The organism is Brevibacillus choshinensis (genome assembly GCF_016811915.1).
GTDB classification, from domain to species: domain Bacteria; phylum Bacillota; class Bacilli; order Brevibacillales; family Brevibacillaceae; genus Brevibacillus; species Brevibacillus choshinensis_A.
In genome coordinates, this window is sequence record NZ_CP069127.1 from 5,047,100 (window position 1) to 5,066,012 (window position 18,913).

Sequence of the window (18,913 nt, forward strand, 5' to 3'; positions counted from 1 at the left end):
ATATAGGCCCAATGGAAAATATATGGAGCAATCCTCACGCGATCGTGAAAGCATCATCAGAAAGAGATGTTAAGATGTTGAAAATTCTGGAAATTTATGAAGGAAGGAGGGAAAACTGCAGTTCCTGGGAGAGGAAGCGAGATACTTCTCGGGACGTAGTCAAAAAACAGCCCGCGGATGGGCGGTAGCTTTCTTCTCCGTCAGTAAAATATGAAGCATTCTGATCTGTACAAAAAAGGAGGCTTCATTGGCTAGCCTCCTTCTTCCATTTCCCACATATAGCCGTAACGAGGTATCGTCGTCACTTTCTCTCCGTATCGACCCAATCGCTTGCGGAGTCGGTAAACCAGCGCATTGATTTCAGCCCTGCCGACATCGGGGATCATTTTGTCTGTGCCGAAAAGCCGCTCCGGCCAGATGAGCACCATGATTTCTTCGTAGCTGACGGCCTGATTCGCCCGCTGGTATAAAAGCATCAAGAGATCCATATCTTTTCCGGTCAAATGCAGCCGTTTTCCATCCAGACGAATTTCCCGCCGCTCCAGATTAATGAGCAGTCCCGGCAGCTCTGCCGAAGGGTTGGGAATGGGGATGGACAATTCACGAGTCGCGTCCAGCTCATTCGCTTCTGCGAAAAAGACCAGCTCGACTGCCCCTTTCGCTAAAACGATATGGTCACCATGCCGCAGAACGTGCGGTGTGTCATGAATCGCAGTCCCGTTCACTTCGGTTCCATGCTTGCTCTGCAAGTCAGCGATCGCAAACTGCTTGCCCATTTTTTGCAGCACCGCATGCTTTCGTGATACGTATAGGCTGGAAAACGGAATATCCGGTTCAAATTGCGTACCTCTGCGTCCGATCGTATACACGTCCTTGGTCAGAAACTTCCGCTTTTGCAGCTGATCCGGATCGCCTTTTTTAATCAATATATAGACACTGTCGTCCAACATGCATCACCTCAAACCAAGTGAGAGCTTCTCACATGTAAAAATACCATCATGCTCATGCAAAATGCTAGATTCCTCGTGAAAATCAGGAGGATCAAACGCAAAACAAAGAACAGTCCCATGGTACACTACTCGTTTGAACCTGTCCATTCTACCACAAACAGGAAGAGGGTAGCGCTGCCCTCTAGTAATGCTTCAGATCCGCTGCCAGCACATACCCATCCACCGGAGAAATATAATACGTCTCCCCGTCGCAATCGAATTGGTAAAAAAGAGCAAACTCCCCGTGAAAATACGCCAGCGTTTTGTTTCCTACATATTTGACGGACTGGAAGGGCTTTTCTGCATACGGATCGTTTTGCAAATAGGCAGCTGCTTCTTGCGTGGTGAGCTGGAATCCTCCCTCGGGCATATCCTCGCGACGCTTTTCATCGAGCAGCCAGTCCCCTCCGCTGTAAACCAATGTGCTGACCTCATAGTAGCCGCTGTTCAAATCGTTTGCGAGCCGCATCGTCTTCACCACAATCCGGTTATCCGTTTGCTCGAGAATGATCGTACGCGCCTTCAGCGTTCCCGGCTGATAGTGGATGAGAAACAATCTCGTCAGTCCCTCTCCACCTTTGTAGTACTGCTCCAGCTGTTCCTGTTCGATGAAGCGGTCTGTCATGTACCGCTGCAGGTTTTCCCGAAACGCTTCAAAAGGCAGCCCCTTATTTTGGGCCTCTTCCAGCTGGCTGAAATAGCGGCGGGAAATCTCCACCAAGCGATTCGCGATCCATTCTGTGGGCTTTTTGTCTTCACCGGGAGAGTACCGTTCGGTTGGTTCAGCAGAGCCGCTTTCCACCGCCTTCGCTTCCGTTCTGTCAGACGAGCGGAACGCTGGCTTCGGGGCAGCTGTCTGTTCCGAACAGCCCGCGATCAGTACGGGTAACACGAAAATAAATAGTGCAGCCAGCTTTCTCATTCGGCATCCCTTCCCTCTGTCAGATTTTGTACAGGAACCGTTGTAAGAATCAAACAACTCTTGCAATGATTTGTGAAAAACTGATATAAGTGGTATGTAAAATCACTCCTAAAAAAACGAGGAATTCGAATGAAGACACGATTTTGGAAGATCTGCCTTTCCGTTTCCATATGCGCAAGCAGCATGATCGGTATGTCGGCGACTTCTGCAGCCGCTGCTCCTTCCACTGCGATTCTTTTGGATGGATATCCACTCGCCTTTCCTACCCCTCCTGTCATCGTAAAAGGTACGACCATGGTGCCTTTCCGCGCCATTTCCGAAGCGATGGGTGTCGATGTGCAATGGGACGGAGCGACTGAAACGATCACAGCCGTTCAAACAAACGGGCAGGACCGCAAAACCGTCAAAATGACCTTGAAAAACCCGCAGATCACCGTAAACGGACAGCCGACTACGCTCGCCGTGGCTCCTTATGAAACCAATGGAAGCACCCTCATTCCCCTGCGCTTTTTCAGCGAGCAATTCGGAGCGCAGGTAAGCTGGAACGATTCGACCAAGACCGTCTCGATTACGTCGCCAGCTCGCGACCTGTACAGTCTCGCCTTTTACGCGATCTCTTCCTTTGCCCAAAAGGATCTGATCTCCCATTTTGACTCGGTCGCGTTTGGCTGGAGCCGAATCGACAAGGATGGCAGCCTGACGCTTACGGGCAACGATTTCTACTGGCCAAAAGCGGCCGGCTCTACCACACCGGAAATGATTATCGACGAAGCCAAATCAGGTGGGACGACTCCCTACCTCATGGTTTTCGCCGGTGATGCCAATCATGAATTGACAACCCTGCTAACTGACAAAAGCTTGCGTGAAAAGGCCATTGCCAATATCCTCGCACTAGCCGAGGAAAAAGGGATGGAAGGAATCGTGCTCGACTTTGAAGGGCTGGGCATGAACGGCCAAGCAGCCGAGATCAAGTACGATTACAACGAGTTTGTCCAGCTCCTCGCCAGCCAATCGCAAAAGCTGGGCATCAAGCTGACTCTGGTGCTCCACCCCCTGAACGGAGCCTATCAGGGCTATGATTATGCCACGCTGGGAGGCTTGGCGGATGATCTCGTCATCATGGCATACGCCTATGAAAACGAGAAGGGGCCCGAGCCGATGAACCGGGTCGACCAAGCCATCAAGCTGGCGCTGGCGCAGGTTCCCAAGGAAAAGCTGATTCTGGGCATCTCCATGGGCAGCGAAAACGAGCAGACCGTGAATCAAAAGATCGGTCTTGCGAAGCGTCACAACCTCAAAGGCTTTGCTTTGTGGAGACTCGGCTTGATCAGCGAGCCAGCGATGACGAACATGCAGGAGGCTGTCCAGCTCCAGTAAAGAAATTGGCCTGATACCAAAAAACTCCCGTCGATCCTCAAGGGTCACGGGAGTTTTCATTCTTGCATGAAAAAGCTGCCTAGTATCCAGCCGATCGTCGGTCCGGACACTGACAGCTTCGCGCATCTATGAACAGCATGATAATCCCGCTTGTTGTACATTTGGATCGATCGCCATGACTTGACATTCGCCATTGGGAACATACAGCTTATATGCGACACCTTTTGGGATGACGATAAACTCGCCGGCTTCGACCCATATATTGCGTTCATGGTACATCATGAGCAGTCTGCCATTGACCACAAACAAAAATTCATCTTTGTCGTCGTGCTGCTGCCAAGCAAATTCTCCTCGCAGCTTTTCCAGTACGATGGCAGATCCATTGATCTCTCCAACGATTTTGGGACCCCAAGATCCTTGTACCTGAGAAAGATGTTGCGTGATGTTTACTTTTTCCATGATGACCCTCTCCTCTTTTGTATACCGTAATGATACGCAAACGAAGAGAGAAGATACATAAAACAGGCCTCACACCTATATGATAGATCTTCTCACAAAGCCATCATAAGATGCAGAAAAGTGGGACAATACGCCCTATCATCAGCGGATTCTTCTCCTGACGAAATCGATCACCACGGACAGATAATGGTCATGCTCATCCTTAATCACACTGTGACTGCTCTTTTCAAAAATGATCAGCTCGCTCTGTGGGATGAGTCGGGCGATCTCCACGGAATCTTCTGCCGGCGTGATCCAGTCGTGCATCGCTCCCATGACCAGAGTCGGTGCCGTAATGGACGGCAGCCGATCTCGCAGATCAAAGGTCTTCAAAAAGCCCCCAAATCCCTCATTCAAGGCTTCGTAGCAGCGATTGGAACGCTCCCTGGCATCGAGTGCTGCTCGCCGTTCCTCTTCATTGGGATTGGCATTGTGAGTGACGGAATACATCGGCGCCATTAGCTCGTAAAACCTTGAGAGCTGCTCCTTGGAAGAAAACGCTCCATCCCATAAAACTTGCGCGATCTCCTTCATCTCCGGCGTCCCTTTTTCTTCTACGATTCTTTTCGCCTTATCCAAAAATTCATAGCTGGGCGAAGTGGTGAGCAGCAGCAGCCCCGCCACATTTTCCGGGTAGCGCAGAGCATACGTCTGCGCTACCATGCCCCCGTAGGAATGGCCATGCAGAACGATTTTTTCCAGTCCCAGATGCTGGCGAAGCGCCTCAATATCCTCTACGTTGTTTTCCAGGGAGTACGACTCCTGAGGTCCCTTTGCGGAGTGTCCACTGCCTCGATTGTCAATGTAGACAAGCTGCATTTCTTCTGCCAGAGGAGTCAGACCGGGCTTGTAGCCTGTATGATCGCCTCCGGGTCCGCCATGCAGGACAAAGCAGACTGGCTTTTGCCGCAGGATCGGGCCATCGGGCACCCATCCCATTCCTTCCACATCAAAGAAAATGCGCGTTCCATTTATGTGTGCGTACATACGCGGTCACTCCTTTTTCTCATGAGTACAGATGGCACCTGACCATTTGTCCGTTCACCGTCGTTTCCTTTGGCACCTCGGTACGGCAAATGTCCATGCACGATTGGCAGCGCGGATGAAAGCGGCACCCGGCAGGAGGATTCGCAGGTGAAGGCAGATCACCTTGCAGAATGATGCGCTCCTTTTTCTCATCCGGGTCGGAAACGGGTATGGCTGATATCAACGCTCGGGTATACGGATGCAGCGGATTTTGAAAGAGGGCTGCCTTGTCGGACAGCTCGACGATCTCGCCCAGATACATCACGGCCACCCGATCGGAGATGTGTTCGACCACGCCCAGATCGTGGGAAATAAAGATGTACGTCATGCCGAATTGCTCCTGAAGGTCCTGGAGAAGATTCAAGATTTGTGATTGAATGGACACGTCCAGTGCAGAGACCGGTTCATCCGCGACGATCAGCTGGGGCCGAAGCATGAGCGCCCTGGCGATCCCGATCCGCTGACGCTGCCCGCCGGAAAATTGATGGGGATAGCGGTCCAGATGAGACACATTCAGACCGACGATGCGGACCGTCTCCTCGATCAAGGACGACCGCTGTTCCTTGGGCACCTGCTGGGCGACCAGCGGCTCCTCCAATATTTTGCGGATCGTCAGCTTTGGATTCAGCGTAGCAAACGGGTCCTGAAACACCATTTGCAGCTGGCTGCGCATGGCACGCATTTCTTTGGCCGTCAGCTTCGTCAGGTCTTTGCCGCGGAACCAGATTTCTCCGGATGTCGGCTTCAAGAGTCGCAAAAGGCAGCGCCCTGTCGTCGATTTCCCGCAGCCGGACTCGCCGACGATGCTCAAGGTCTCTCCTTCGTGAACCGTCAGACTGATGCCGTTGACAGCCTGCACGTACTCCGCTGACCCAAACCAGCCTTTCTTGGAAGCGAAGTGCTTCTTGAGCCCTTTTACTTCCAGGAGTGTCTTGTTCAATGGAGGTCCCTCCCCTCTGCTGCCCCACTCGCGTCGTGCAGCCAGCATCGGCATGCAGAGCCATCCGGCATGTTCAAAAGCTCTGGACGCCGCTGATGACAGATCGGCATCGCCTCACTGCACCGTGGAGCAAAGCGGCACCCTGCCGGCCATTCTCCTGGCGAAGGGACATTTCCCGCAATGGCATACAGCCGCTTGCCGCCGCGCGAATGCTGGGGAACAGAGCGGATCAGCCCCTGCGTGTAAGGGTGTTTGGGATGACGCAGCAAGGTACGGACATCTGCCGATTCGATGACTTGCCCGGCGTACATCACCAGCACGCGGTCGCACATCTCCGCCACTACCCCCAAGTCATGGGTGATGAGCATCACGGACATGCCTGTTTCTTCCCGCATCTCGCGAATCAGTCCGAGCATCTGCGCCTGAATCGTCACATCCAGCGCTGTCGTCGGTTCATCCGCTATGAGCAGCTGTGGGCGACAAGCCATCGCCATGGCGATCATCACGCGCTGCCTCATTCCACCGGAAAGACGATGCGGGTATTCCCCGTAAATCTCTTGAGCCCGCGGAATTCCGACCTGCTCGATCAGCCGGGTGGCACGACGCTTGCGTTCCTCTTGCCCCAGAGAGGTATGGAGCTGCAGGACTTCTCCGATTTGTCTGCCGATGGTGAGGACCGGGTTCAGAGAGGTCATCGGCTCTTGAAAGATCATCGCCAAACGATTGCCGCGAATCGTTCGCATTTCTTTTTCTTCCAGCTGGAGGATATCCTTCCCTTCGAACAGGACACGGCCCGCGACCACTTTCCCGTTCTTTCCGAGCAGCCGCATAATCGACAAGGACGTCACGCTCTTCCCACAGCCCGATTCTCCCACAATGCCCAGTGTTTCCCCTTTTTGCACCGTAAAGTCGATGCCATCCACGACCGTCACCGCCTTTTTGCGGCCCAGAAACTCTGTAGTCAATCCTTTTACCTCCAGCACGGGCGGTTGGCGATTCATCAGGTACCTCCGATCCGCAAGTTCGCTTGCATATTTATGGTATACTTCTGCTCATATCCAGAAGAGCAAATATTCTGAAAGGGTAGGGTGAGCTTACGATGAACATGGACAATATTGAGGCATTCCTGTACGCGTTTCAGCTTGGCAGCTTCAACAAGGCGGCAGAAGCGCTCTATTTGACTCAGCCTTCCATCACGGCCAGAATTCAGACTCTGGAGCGGGAGCTGGAAGGCCCTCTGTTTCACCGGGACGGCAAGCAAATCGCTCTGACCGAACGAGGCAAGCAATTCCTCCCCTATGCCCAAAAAATCCTGCACGCCTACCAGGAAATATCCTCCACCCTGCGCGAGCAGCCCCAGGCGGAAAAAAGCCTGACGATCGGGTGTACTTTGTTGATGTCGACTCATATTCTACCGGAAATTCTCCCGATCTATCGCAAGAAATACCCGGGAGTCAACATCCGTATTCTTGTAGGGTCCTCTGCTTATATCATGGACAAGGTGTTGAAAAAGGAAGCCGATTTCGGACTGGTTCGCACCGTTTCCCATCCGTTGATCGAATCCTTCCACCTGCACACCGATACGCTCCATCTGGTCGTTCCCCCGCATCACCCGTTTCGCGAGATCCCCCGCTCGAAATTGACGTGGGAGATGGTAGGCCAGGAGCCGCACATCGTTCTCGCTCACGGTACGATCGAATGGCTTATGGTCCAGCGCCATTACCATCGGAATCAGATCAACCCGCACATCATGATGGAGGTGGACAATTTTGAAGCGGCCAAGAAGATGGTCATGCGCGGAGTCGGCATCAGCTTCCTTCCCGAGCTGTGCATCGCCGAAGAGCTGGCCAACAGACTCCTGTATCAGATTTCGCCGCAGCCATCCGCTCAGCTAACGCGCAAGATCGACATCATCTGCCTGCGCGATGGCAACCGTGATCTGGTAGAATTTTTCATCCATGCAGTCAGGGCATTGGATCGAAAAACGCCTCTGGTCAAAACGGTTTAGGTGGACTTTGGATCGAAAATGTCGCGCAGAGCATCTCCCAAAATATTGACGGTAAACACGACAATCGTGATGGATATCCCAGGGAAGGTCGCCAGCCACCAGGCGTCGTGAATGTATTCCTTTCCTTCGCTGAGCATCGTTCCCCACTCGGGAGTAGGCGGTTGTGCTCCTAATCCGATAAAGCTGAGGGCTGCTGTATCGAGGATCGCGATCCCGATCTGCAGCGTGGTATAGACGAGCAAAGGGCTCATGATGTTCGGCATGATTTGATAGAGCAAGATTCTTGCGTGGGAGGTTCCGACAGCCCGGCTCGCTTCCACGTATCCGGATGATTTGACGGACAAGGTGGCACCGCGAGTCAGCCTGGCGTACTTGGGAATGCCCGCGATTCCTACTGCGATCATCGCGTTGGTCAGGCTAGGCCCGAGAATGGCTACGATCGCCATCGCCATGATGATATTCGGAATGGCCAGCAAAATATCCATGACTCTCATCAGGACCTGATCGACGACACCTCCGACGAAGCCGCTGGTCACTCCGATGAACGTTCCTGTAAAAAACGTGATCGAGACGGCCATGACAGCGACCATCAGCGTGACTCTCGCTCCATGCAGCAGTCTGGACAAGACGTCTCTCCCGATCGAATCGGTACCCAGGACATGCTCGGCGGTTGGCTCAGACAGCAGGGACTCATAGAACGGTTGGGTCGGATCGTGAGGAGCCAGCCATGGACCGACGATCCCCACCGCGATGACGACCAGCAAAATCCCCAGACTGTACCTCGCCTTTGGATTTCGCCACAGCTTTTCCAAAAAGCTGTCTTCTCGGATCCACGTCATCTTGCTCGCTTCCTTTTGCGAAGGAACCGGCGGAGGGGCAGGCAGAACGGGACTTGCTTGATTCATGGCTACGTTCCCTCCTTCATCTTTCCGACTTCAATGCGCGGATCGATCACACTGTACAAGACGTCGACCAAGATGTTGATCAGGACAAAGATGACCCCGATGAACAAGATGATCCCTTGGACCAGCGGGAAATCACGGGAAGCAATCGCACTGATCGCAAGCGACCCGAGACCCGGCCAGTCAAAGACTCGCTCGATGATGACGGTGCCCCCCAAAAGCGAGGCAATCTGAAGACCGACGATCGTCACGACGGGAATCATCGCATTGCGAAACGCATGGATGAACAGGACGGCGCCTTCTCCCAGCCCTTTGGCCCTCGCTGTGCGGATGTAATCAAACGAAAGCACCTCGACCATTCCTGCTCTCGTCAATCGGCTGATGACGGTAGAGGCCAGCACCCCGAGGGTAACGGCCGGCAAGAAGAGGTCCATCAGGCCTGTACCTCCCGCGATGGGGAACCATCCGAGCTTGACGGTGAACAGCATGATCAAAAGGATTCCCAGCCAAAAGCTCGGGATCGATACTCCTAGCGTAGCCAGACTCATCGCGGAAAAGTCCAGCAGCGTGTCTTTGAACCTGGCCGCGAGAATCCCCATCGTAATTCCGATCAATATCGCGAGCAGCATTCCGCTGGCAGCCAGTTTTACGGTAGCGGGAAAGCGCTCCATGATTTCCGTGAGGACGGGGCGCCCGGTCTTGAAGGACGTCCCCAAATCCCCTTGGAGCACATTGGATACGTAATGAACGTACTGCGTCAAGAGCGGTTGATTCAGCCCCAGCTGTTCTCGCAGCGCCGTGACTTGTTCGGCTGTCGCATTTTCCCCCAGCATGATGCGAATCGGATCGCCCGGAATCAGATGAATCAGCGCGAAGGAAAAGATGGAGATTCCCAATAGCACAATCAATCCGGAGCCCAGTCGCTGCAGGATAAACTGTCTCATTATTGATTCACCCAGCTGTCTTGATACATCAGGCCGCGCAGTGGATGCATGCGCACTCCTTCCACCGGCTTGCGCACGATGTTGAATTGCTTCTCCGTATAGAGCGGCACCCACCACGCTTGCTCCACGACGTATTTTTGAATTTCCTTGTAAACCTCTTTGCGAGCTGCGCTGTCCACCGTTGTTCTTCCTTTTACGAGGAGACCGTCCAGCTTGTCGTCGTGGACGGCGCTGAAGTTCAGACCGTTAGCGATTTGGCTGGAGTGCAGGAACAGGTAAAGGACGTCCGGATCATTCAGCGTGTATCCCATCAAGGTCATATCGAAATTGCCTTTCGTTGCCGTGTCAACCAGCGCGCCCCACTCGAGCGTGACGATTTTCACTTCTACTCCGATGTCCTTCAGCATCGCCTGGATCAGCTGAGCCGCTTGCGCCCACGTGCCTGTTTGTGCCAGGATTTCCAGTGTCAGCGGCTTGCCGTCCTTTTCATAGATGCCCTGCCCATTCTTTTGGTAGCCGGCCTTTTCGAGCAAGGCTTTCGCTTCGTCCACCTTGTAGGCATAGCCGTAGTCCTTTACCGCTTCATCGTAGCCAAACAGGGAAGGCGGAAGCGGTCCGTACGCAACGACGCCCTCTCCCTGGATAACCGCCTTCATGATCGCCTCTTTGTTGATCGCTTTGTTCAGGGCCTGCCTGACTTCCAACTGCTGGAATACCGGCTTTCTCGTATTCATCATGATGAACAGGCCGAGACCGTTGCGGAGCATTTCCTTTACCTCGTACTTGGGATTATCCTTGTACTTCTTCACGTCCTTGGCATCGATTTTCGAAGCGATATCGATCGAACCGCTCTCCAGTGCGGCGAGCATGGTCTGATTTTCGTTGATAAACTTGTAGATGAGCTTGTCTGGATAGACGGGCCCTTGGTTCTTGGCGATCGGGTCTGCCCACGTGAAATCTTCATTGCGGACAAAGGTGATCGACTGTCCGTTCTCCCAGCTTTCAAACTTCCAGGGACCGACCCCCACAGGCTGACGTCCGTATTTGTCTCCCGCCTTTTTGATCGCTTCCATGGAAAGCGGCTGCAGCCAGCCCGGGTCACTCAAGTACTGAAGCAGAGGAGCAAAAGGCTGCTTGAGCTTCAAGACGAGTGTCTTGTCATCCGGCGCTTCTACGGAGGCTACCTCCGACAGATTGCTCCCTGCCACTTTTGCCGCCGTCTCGGGATTGAGCGCGCGCTGGTAAGTATCCGCAAAGGACTTTGCCGTCAAAGGGCTTCCATCCTGAAACTTGACCCCGGAGCGAATGACGAAGCTCCACGTCTTTCCATCCTCGGAGACCGTCCAGCTCTCTGCCAAATACGGCTTGAATTCGAGCGTTTCCGGGTCTTGGGTGACCAGGCCGCCGCCAAGATTCCCCGCGATTTGGTTGGCGACGGCCATCCCTGTCTTTTGAATGTCCAGTTGATCAGGCTCGTCCTTCAATCCGATGGTGATGGTCCCGCCTTTTTTCGGCTGTGTGCTGGAGGCAGCCGGCTGTTCTCCCGAAGGTGCTGCAGACCCGCCTGGTGCTGTCGTAGAGGTCGTGGTCGTATTGCCACATCCCGCCACCAATGTAGCTGCCAGCGATACCAACGCGACTACTTTTTTGATCGATACGGTCGTTCCCATATCATCGCCCCCTTGCTTGTGTGAAAAATGGTTTATGAATACAGTATCATTTTTCTGAAAATATTGATTATTGGACATTTCTATATGGTATAGAGGATTTGAAAAAACAAAAAAAGGCATGATCAGCAAAGTGATCACGCCTTATTTGTTTTTGGATTTAATGCAAGACATTCAGCAAAAACGTCAACGTCCCCACACTGATCACGGTCGTAACCAGTACACTGCTGGATACGAACTGCGGCCGCATGTTGAATTGAATCGCATAAATCGCCGTTGTCGCGGCAGAAGGCATGGCAGCCAGGATGACCAGCACATTGCGCAGCAGCGGGTCGATCGGAAAGAACAGGCAAATCAGATACGCCAAGAGCGGAGACGCGATGAGCCGTATGACACTGGCAACGCTAAGCTCCTGCCATTCAAAGGTCGAGGAGGACACATTGGCCAGCTGCATCCCGAGAATCAGCATGATGACGGGAATCGCTGCCTGCGCGACCAGATCGATCGCCTGGTAATAGCTCTCCGGGATGACGATCTGAAATTGCTGGAACAGGATCGCTACAACCACCGCGTAGTTGGAGGGCTGCTTGAATACCGCCTTGATCGCCGTACCCACGCCTCCCTTGCCCCGCGACGCAAAGTATACGCCGAATACTCCCATGATGATGGAGTGAAAAACCATGATTTGCACGGCATACGTAAACCCGGCGTCGCCAAACGCAAACAGAATGATCGGCGTCCCGTAGTTCCCGCTATTCATGAATGCAGTCGACAGCATCATGGCGCTCTCCTGCTGCTTGTCGTACTGGAACAGCTTGGCGGACAGCAGAGTGAGAAGAATCAGTGCTGCCAGCAGGAGCATCGAGATGACCACGATGTAAAAGAGCTGAAGATCCAAAGCCGTCTTGTAAAAGGTGCGGAACACCAGAGCAGTCGTCAGGATGTAAATCGCCAAAGTCGAGATCGGCTTGAGATCGAGCTTGAAGATGCGCTGAAGAATGTATCCCGAAAGGAAAATCAGCAAGACCGGCAGAATGACTTGAAGAAAAATCATGCGCGATACCCACTTTCCGAATCAAATGAATGCTAAGAACAGTATATCAGAGGCAAACGGAAAAAAACTCGCCCTGATTGGCGAGTTTTTCGCTGCTGTCCCTTTTCTCGCTTGCGAGTTCACCTTAGCTCTCTGGAATAAACAGCTGCGGAACCGTATACAGCGCAGGTGAACCGCCTGTATGCAAAAACAGAATATGGTCGTCCTTGGCGAACCTCCCTTCGCGAATCAGACCGATCAATCCTGCCATAGCTTTTCCCGTATAGACCGGATCAAGCAGGATGCCTTCTGTCTGCGCGACGAGCTTGACGGCTTCCACCATTTCCGCCGTTGGAACGGCGTAGCCCGGACCTACGTAACGGTCTTCGCACACAACCGACTCAGCACGAATCTCGCCCTGCAAGCCTACCATCCCTGCGGTGCTGCGCAGCAGATCCAGTACCTTGGATTCCTGGGCCGCCCGGTCGCGGCTCACGTTTACGCCGATTACCTTCGTGTTTGATTGGCGAGCCATGAATCCTGCCAACAGGCCGGCCTGGGTACCCCCGCTCCCCGTCGCCGTGACGACGTAATCGTAGGCAGTACCTGTCTCCCAGGCCTGCTGCTCGATTTCTTCCGCACAAGCCATGTACCCCAGCGAGCCGAGTTCATTGGAGCCGCCTACGGGAATCAGATAGGCTTTCCGTCCCTTGCTTGCCAGCTCCTGCGCCAGCTTTTCCATGACAAGCTGCATGTCGCCATCTGCAGGAATCACTTCGATTTTTTCAGCTCCCAATAGGTGAAACAGCAAATGATTGCCGCTCGCCTGCGGATGGTAGCCATCTGCAGGCTCAGTCAGCACCAACTGGCATTTCAGCCCCTCGCGGACAGCAGCAGCCAATGTCAAACGGCAGTGATTGGACTGGACAGCTCCGCATGTGATGAGCGTATCGGCTCCCTGCCTCAGCGCATCCGCCACGAGATACTCCAGCTTCCGGGTCTTGTTGCCTCCCACAGTCAGCCCCAGCTGATCATCACGTTTGATGAAAATCGCAGGTCCTCCAAGATGCGATGAGAGTCGTTCCAATTTTTCGATGGGGGACTGCCCTGTCGTGTAGCGTCTGCGCTCGTAGCGGATTGGGTTCATGATATTCTCCTCTTTTCCATGCAAATAGTCTCTCTATAGTATACTCCTCTCCAGTAGGGAATCCTCCGTCTGCTGCCTTCTCTAGGGTTCGCCTGACAGTTTGCCGATAGATGGTGAGAAGACGGTTTAGCTCAATGGAATTCGGGTATAGGTTACTTCAGGGTTTTCTACGGATCAATGAAAAGGTGTTGTGCATGAGCAAGAGAAAAACGTATACTCTCCGATTTATACTGGAACTGCTGGTTGTGTTTTCCGTCATCATCACTTTCTTGATTGGTGTCATTTCCTCTATTCGCGTCAATACATCCTCACTTGCCGCCAACTATCTGGAAAACAACTTTCACTACGCAAAAAAGCTTTCGAGTAATACCACGGAAGTGTTGTCCAGTATGCAAAACACATTGAATGCACTCGCTGTTCGCAGCGCTAGACAGACCGTCACTCATACAGATCTGCAAGACTGGTTTGCCGCGAACAAGCAATTTTTCCACTCCATTTTTATTGCGGATACCACGGGCACCATCCTTCAGATGGCACCATCGATCAAGGGCATTGAGTCGGGGACGCACCTTACTTCCCCTGCTGCAAAGGAAGCCCTATTCCTGAAAAAGCCTGTGATTTCCAAGCCGTACATCGGCGTCACCGGCAGACTCATTGTGTTGATATCGGCACCGATCGTCAATCCACAGGGAGAGTACAAAGGCTTCGTGGCTGGATCAATCTTCCTGGAAGAACCAAATGTTTTGAGCCGGATGCTCAGTCAGCATTTTTACGGAGATGGGTCCTATATGTATGTCGTTGACAGGGACGGCCGTTTGATCTTCCATCCGGACAAAGCACGACTGGGAGAATCCGTCGCGATGAACCCTGCCATCCAGAAAGCATTGGCTGGAGAGAGCGGATATGCCGAAATCGTCAATAGCAGAGGGACCTCCTTTTTTGCTGGCTACACCTATGAGCATATCACCGGCTGGGGGATTGTTTCGCAAACACCGACCTCCCGGCTGGATGTATCCAATCAGCAGCTTCTTCAAAATCTGCTCGCGACCGCATTGCCTTTTTTGCTCATCAACATCATCATTGTCTGGCTGTTTGCCAAACACATCAGCACCTCGCTGTCTAATCTGGCACTGTTCTCAGGGGACTCGGTTAAATCAGCCAGCCCTGATGGCATTCCGACGACTACCTCCAAAATTTATGAAGTACAAAAATTGTATCAGAGCACGAGACTGGCCATGCGCCAAGTAAACAAACGCATGCTCAAGCTGCAGACGGAAGTCAGAATTGATGAATTGACCAGACTCTTCAATCGAAGGATGTTCAATAGCACCCTTTCGGATCGGATCAAGAACAAGACCCCCTTTTCATTGATCATGCTCGATATCGATCATTTCAAAAAGATAAATGACACGTACGGACATGTCATGGGAGACGAAGTACTGAAGCTCGTGGCACAGACCATGCTCGAGCAAACTCGGGAGGAGGATCTCTGCTTTCGCTATGGCGGCGAAGAATTTGCCGTCCTGATCCACGATGAAAGCCAGCAATTGGCCTACCACATTGCCGAGCGTATCCGCCTTTCTGTCGCAGCGCTGGAAATTCCTACGCATACCAAAATTACGCTCTCGCTTGGCATCGCGAATTTCCCTCTGCACGGGTGCAACCCCATTCAGCTCGTTGCCTGTGCGGATCTGGCTCTCTATCATTCCAAGGAACAGGGGAGAAACCAAACGACCTTGCATCCGTCGGACAAGTCCGAAGGCATGCAAGGATGAGCGGTTTTTAAAAAAAGAGACTCGGGCATCATCAGCCCAGTCTCTCTCCCATCTTTTCTATTGAACATTGACGGAATTTTTACACAAAGACATTCATATAGCAGCAGCTTATCTGATTCTCTCTTTTTTGCGAGTCTCTTTGCCCGTCTCATGCCTTCTTTCCCATTGCACCAGTCCATCTGTTTTCTTTTTGTACGAACAGGCCCCCGATACTCGATCCCATATTTTGCTCTGGCATCCGGAACAGCGGTACCGTCTGCGCTGCACTTCGACGAATATGACCTCCGCTCCGACCAGCGCTTGAAAGTACTGTATTTTTTTCTCTGTCTTATGAAATTTTTTGTTTCCACAATTCGGGCATTGGTGAGGAGGTATAGTCTGTATTATAGCGTTATCCATTCAGAAGCCACCTCTCTGTGTTGGAGTGTCATAGATCATTTCTAACATAAATCATTTTTTAACATATACCCACTCCTTCTCCACCTTAAACCTGTCTTTGCGCTAAAAAGGCCGAGAATCGGCAGTTTATTTCATCCTGCTTCCTTCCCGGCCATTTGATTCCTACAGGTTTTCCGCGCTCTTCAGGGCATGCTCCCAGCTTGGGAAATAAAAGAGAGCGTTCCTCATTAATTCGGGGTCTGATTGCTTCACGTGTTTTTTACTGACCGATCCTCCATTGCTCTGGATCGTTCTGATTCTGGTAATGACTTCATCCGCGTCAAAAGTAGCTTCCATTATCCAATCACTCCTTTTAGACTTCGTATTCACCCCTATTTTGGACAACGATGATTTGGCCTATACAAAGTGTTCGCGCTTTTCGTAACGTCCTATCCAAATTACTAACTTTAGTTAGCTTACAGGCGTGCCAAATTATGCTATTTTACTTGAGTGTTAACAATTGGTTCCTAGTTCGAAAGTAATAGCTGAATGCCAGTTTCAGGATTATAATAGAACCCAGTGAAAGAAGCTCTGCTCCTAGTGGGTAAACGAGCACGGGAGGCAAGACATGACAACGCTGAAAAAGATTGGAATGTTCAAGCAATTATCGAATATAGAGCTGTCCAAACTCCTAGGAAAATTGGAGCTGCATCCCGTAACAGTAGGTACGGTCTTGTTTCGCCAGGGCGACCCCGGTGATCGTCTGTACGTCATCAAGAGCGGAAAGCTCGAGCTCTTCGTGGAGGGCAGAACCCCCCAAATGATCACGGTTCTGAGCGAGGGTGACACGCTCGGGGAAATGGCGATGCTGACAGGAGAGAGGCGATCAGCGACAGCGATTGCTGCTACAGACGCGGAGCTGTACATCATCGATCGTGAGACGTTTCACCACCTCGTTGAAGAACAACCCTCCATATCCACTTATTTCATTCACCTTTTGTCCCGCCGCCTGACTACAACCAATGAACAGCTGATGACGACCAAGGAAATGACGTTTCAGGCTACGGCAAAGGAACTGGATGCCTTCCCTCCCCAACTCGTTCACCTTTTACTATCCTGCGCCCCTTTTCCCAGAGTCAGTGGTAAATGGTTAGTGAATCAGTTTGGCATCGAGCTGGAAGCTGTCCTCCTGCAGCTGCCGAACCTCACGCGATTTATTGAAAAGAGAAAGGATTCACCCGGCTGGTACACGCTCACATCCGAGACTTGCCAAGTGCTGACTGAAATCGCAACGATGCGCTTGGGACATGAAGAAAGACGCAAGCGAATGACGGACATGCTCTCTTTCTACGAGGCCGAAGAGCAATGGGAGGCAGCTGTTGAGCTCCTGGCGCAGTCTGGACGATGGCCGGAAGCCCTGGAGGTCGTCGATCGAATCCGATCGCAAGGCGGGGATTGCCAAAAGAGCCTGCATGCGCTGCTCCATTCCTGTCCGCCAGCGCTCCTCGTCAGCAGCTTTGCGCGTCTCGCCAACTGGATAACCCATGCAACCCCAGAAGAAGGGCTTGCCCTTTTGGATCATGCCTGGAGCGAATACGGCGAGCACTATTCAAATGAACAATGGATCGCGACGTACGAGTGGGCATCGCAGCTGCATGCCAAGCTGGACCGGCACCAGCAAGCGATGGAATACCTGACGCTGGCTGAGGCTAAAAAAGCGAGCACCGGAATCATCGGGCTGGAAAAGGGGCCAGGCTCTCATCTCGTCCAGCAGCAGCTGACCAGGGGGCACATTCGCAGGTTGGTCGGCAGTGCGGGCGGCCTTTTTCAACGAAGCCGCAAGGGAAGCTGGCTTGCCGCATTCCTCGTAGCCGCTAGCCTGGCAATCTTTCATTACATAGAGCCTCTGGGCGGCTTGTCGCACTCCGCAATGGATTTCATCGGTATCGGTATCGCTGCTGTCATTCTCTGGATCGTCAACATCATTCCCGATTACATCGTGTCACTTGGAATGGTCATGGCGTGGGTGCTAGGTGGTCTGGTGACACCTGAGGTTGCCCTGTCGGGATTTGCTTCTACGACATGGCTCTACATGATCTTTATCATGGCGTTCATCGCAGCCATTACTCGCTCCGGCATCTTGTACCGCGTTTCCCTGAACGCGCTCAAGCGTTTCCCCCGCCATTACAGGGGGCAGCTATGGGGAGTAGTCGCTGGCGGTATTCTGCTGAATCCGCTCATCCCTTCCTCCTCTGCGAAAGTAACCTTGGGAGTCCCACTCGCCCGTACCCTGTCCGAGTCTATGGGTTTTGGCAGCAATAGCCGTGGTGCAGCGGGCTTGGGCCTGGCTTCGATGATCTTTTACGGCTTTACGGCGCCTTTCGTCTTGACCGGCTCCTACACGAACATGATGGCGTACGGGCTCGCTTCCATCGCTCAGCCGATCAATTGGCTGCAATGGTTTTTCTATGCTTTGCCGTCCTTCATCGTCTTTTCCGGCGTGATGCTGATGATCCTCCACGTCATGTTCCGTGACGTTCGCCAGGTCCGTCCGATCTCTGACGAAGTGCTGGAGGAACAGCTGCGATTGCTTGGTCCGTGGTCGAGAGGTGAGCGTATCGCGGTCATCACGACGCTCGGCAGCATCTCGCTCTTGATCCTGCAGCCTCTTCACGGAATCGACAGCGCCTGGGTCATGCTCGCTGGATTTGCGGTGCTGGTCATCACTGGGGCACTTGATCGACAGACGGTTTCCACCGGGATCGATTGGACCTTTCTCCTCTTTCTCGGCGTCGCCTTCAGCTTCGCAGCCGCTACACAGGCATTGGGGATCGCCGACGCGCTCTCCGCTTTTCTCGGAGATCAGCTCGGCATATTCTTGTCCAGTCCTGCCTTGCTCTTGACGGTCGTCATTGTTGTGTCGTTTCTGGTCACGCTAGTCATCCGGGACGACCCTGCCGTGATCCTGCTGGTGACAGCATTGCTGCCGCTAGCCGAAAAGGCAGGCATTCACCCGTGGATTTTTGTCTTCGTTATCTTGCTGGCAACAGATCCGTTCTTTTTTCCTTATCAGTCTCCTACCTATCTGACGGCTTATTACAGTTCCGATGGCAAGTCGTTCACTCACCGGCAGGGTCAAATCATCGCCCTCGCCTATGCTTTTGCCATTATCCTTGCCGTTTCGGTAAGCGTACCCTACTGGACTTGGCTCGGCCTCATCTCCTGATTTCTATTTCTTTTTGGTTTTGTGAATCGCGCCACATTATTTCCGGAGAAAAATCGGTACACTTGGAGCATCAAGCTACTA

The 18,913-nt window shown here is 52.7% G+C and carries 17 protein-coding genes; 4 read left to right on the forward strand and 13 right to left on the reverse strand.

Going from position 1 to position 18,913, the window contains the following annotated elements:
- Positions 1-251: 251 nt before the first annotated feature.
- Positions 252-950: an FHA domain-containing protein gene (locus tag JNE38_RS25290; protein ID WP_203353827.1), complete on the reverse strand. Its 699-nt coding sequence runs from the start codon at positions 948-950 to the stop codon at positions 252-254.
- Between the two features lie 181 nt (positions 951-1,131).
- Positions 1,132-1,911: a hypothetical protein gene (locus JNE38_RS25295; protein ID WP_203353828.1), complete on the reverse strand. Its 780-nt coding sequence runs from the start codon at positions 1,909-1,911 to the stop codon at positions 1,132-1,134.
- Between the two features lie 129 nt (positions 1,912-2,040).
- Here JNE38_RS25295 and JNE38_RS25300 point away from each other — a divergent pair, with 129 nt between their 5' ends.
- On the forward strand, positions 2,041-3,288 hold the full coding sequence (locus JNE38_RS25300; RefSeq protein ID WP_203353829.1) for a stalk domain-containing protein: 1,248 nt from the start codon (positions 2,041-2,043) through the stop codon (positions 3,286-3,288).
- A gap of 126 nt (positions 3,289-3,414) precedes the next feature.
- Here the strand turns inward: JNE38_RS25300 and JNE38_RS25305 are convergent, their stop codons facing one another.
- The 4 genes from JNE38_RS25305 to JNE38_RS25320 form a co-directional block, all read right to left on the reverse strand.
- Complete coding sequence (locus tag JNE38_RS25305; protein WP_203353830.1) at positions 3,415-3,747, reverse strand: cupin domain-containing protein; 333 nt, start codon at positions 3,745-3,747, stop codon at positions 3,415-3,417.
- A gap of 141 nt (positions 3,748-3,888) precedes the next feature.
- Positions 3,889-4,773: an alpha/beta fold hydrolase gene (locus JNE38_RS25310; protein WP_203353831.1), complete on the reverse strand. Its 885-nt coding sequence runs from the start codon at positions 4,771-4,773 to the stop codon at positions 3,889-3,891.
- A gap of 19 nt (positions 4,774-4,792) precedes the next feature.
- Positions 4,793-5,752 (reverse strand): ABC transporter ATP-binding protein, encoded by a 960-nt coding sequence (locus JNE38_RS25315; RefSeq protein ID WP_238933464.1) that lies wholly within the window; start codon positions 5,750-5,752, stop codon positions 4,793-4,795.
- Entirely contained in the window at positions 5,749-6,753 is a 1,005-nt protein-coding gene (locus tag JNE38_RS25320; protein ID WP_203353832.1) for an ABC transporter ATP-binding protein, read from the reverse strand. The genes JNE38_RS25315 and JNE38_RS25320 overlap by 4 nt, the downstream gene beginning before the upstream one ends.
- Before the next feature lie 98 nt (positions 6,754-6,851).
- Between JNE38_RS25320 and JNE38_RS25325 the strand changes: the two genes are divergently transcribed.
- A complete protein-coding gene (locus JNE38_RS25325; RefSeq protein WP_203353833.1) occupies positions 6,852-7,760 on the forward strand; it encodes a LysR family transcriptional regulator in 909 nt (302 codons plus the stop codon).
- On the opposite strand, the gene JNE38_RS25330 is transcribed toward JNE38_RS25325, so the two are convergent.
- The 5 genes from JNE38_RS25330 to JNE38_RS25350 form a co-directional block, all read right to left on the reverse strand.
- Positions 7,757-8,665, reverse strand: coding sequence for an ABC transporter permease (locus JNE38_RS25330; RefSeq protein WP_343071360.1), 909 nt, complete (start codon positions 8,663-8,665; stop codon positions 7,757-7,759). The genes JNE38_RS25325 and JNE38_RS25330 overlap by 4 nt on opposite strands.
- Before the next feature lie 2 nt (positions 8,666-8,667).
- Positions 8,668-9,606, reverse strand: a complete 939-nt coding sequence (gene nikB, locus JNE38_RS25335; protein WP_203353834.1) for a nickel ABC transporter permease — start codon at positions 9,604-9,606, stop codon at positions 8,668-8,670.
- Positions 9,606-11,276, reverse strand: coding sequence for an ABC transporter substrate-binding protein (locus JNE38_RS25340; protein ID WP_203353835.1), 1,671 nt, complete (start codon positions 11,274-11,276; stop codon positions 9,606-9,608). Before JNE38_RS25340 ends, nikB begins: the two co-directional genes overlap by 1 nt.
- A gap of 157 nt (positions 11,277-11,433) precedes the next feature.
- Positions 11,434-12,327 carry an AEC family transporter gene (locus tag JNE38_RS25345; protein WP_203353836.1) on the reverse strand — a complete coding sequence of 298 codons (894 nt, stop codon included), beginning with the start codon at positions 12,325-12,327 and terminating at the stop codon, positions 11,434-11,436.
- 124 nt (positions 12,328-12,451) lie between these two features.
- Complete coding sequence (locus JNE38_RS25350; protein WP_203353837.1) at positions 12,452-13,453, reverse strand: D-cysteate sulfo-lyase; 1,002 nt, start codon at positions 13,451-13,453, stop codon at positions 12,452-12,454.
- 194 nt (positions 13,454-13,647) lie between these two features.
- Between JNE38_RS25350 and JNE38_RS25355 the strand changes: the two genes are divergently transcribed.
- The gene (locus JNE38_RS25355; protein WP_203353838.1) at positions 13,648-15,228 is read left to right on the forward strand and encodes a sensor domain-containing diguanylate cyclase; all 1,581 of its coding nucleotides are present in this window, start codon (positions 13,648-13,650) and stop codon (positions 15,226-15,228) included.
- Between the two features lie 108 nt (positions 15,229-15,336).
- Here JNE38_RS25355 and JNE38_RS25360 read toward each other — a convergent pair whose 3' ends face one another.
- Together JNE38_RS25360 and JNE38_RS25365 are read right to left on the reverse strand one after the other, a co-directional pair.
- The gene (locus JNE38_RS25360; RefSeq protein WP_203353839.1) at positions 15,337-15,627 is read right to left on the reverse strand and encodes a transposase family protein; all 291 of its coding nucleotides are present in this window, start codon (positions 15,625-15,627) and stop codon (positions 15,337-15,339) included.
- Between the two features lie 162 nt (positions 15,628-15,789).
- Positions 15,790-15,963, reverse strand: a complete 174-nt coding sequence (locus JNE38_RS25365) for a hypothetical protein (RefSeq protein ID WP_203353840.1) — start codon at positions 15,961-15,963, stop codon at positions 15,790-15,792.
- Between the two features lie 271 nt (positions 15,964-16,234).
- On the opposite strand from JNE38_RS25365, the gene JNE38_RS25370 reads away from it, so the two are divergent.
- Positions 16,235-18,832, forward strand: coding sequence for an SLC13 family permease (locus tag JNE38_RS25370; protein ID WP_203353841.1), 2,598 nt, complete (start codon positions 16,235-16,237; stop codon positions 18,830-18,832).
- Positions 18,833-18,913: the final 81 nt, after the last annotated feature.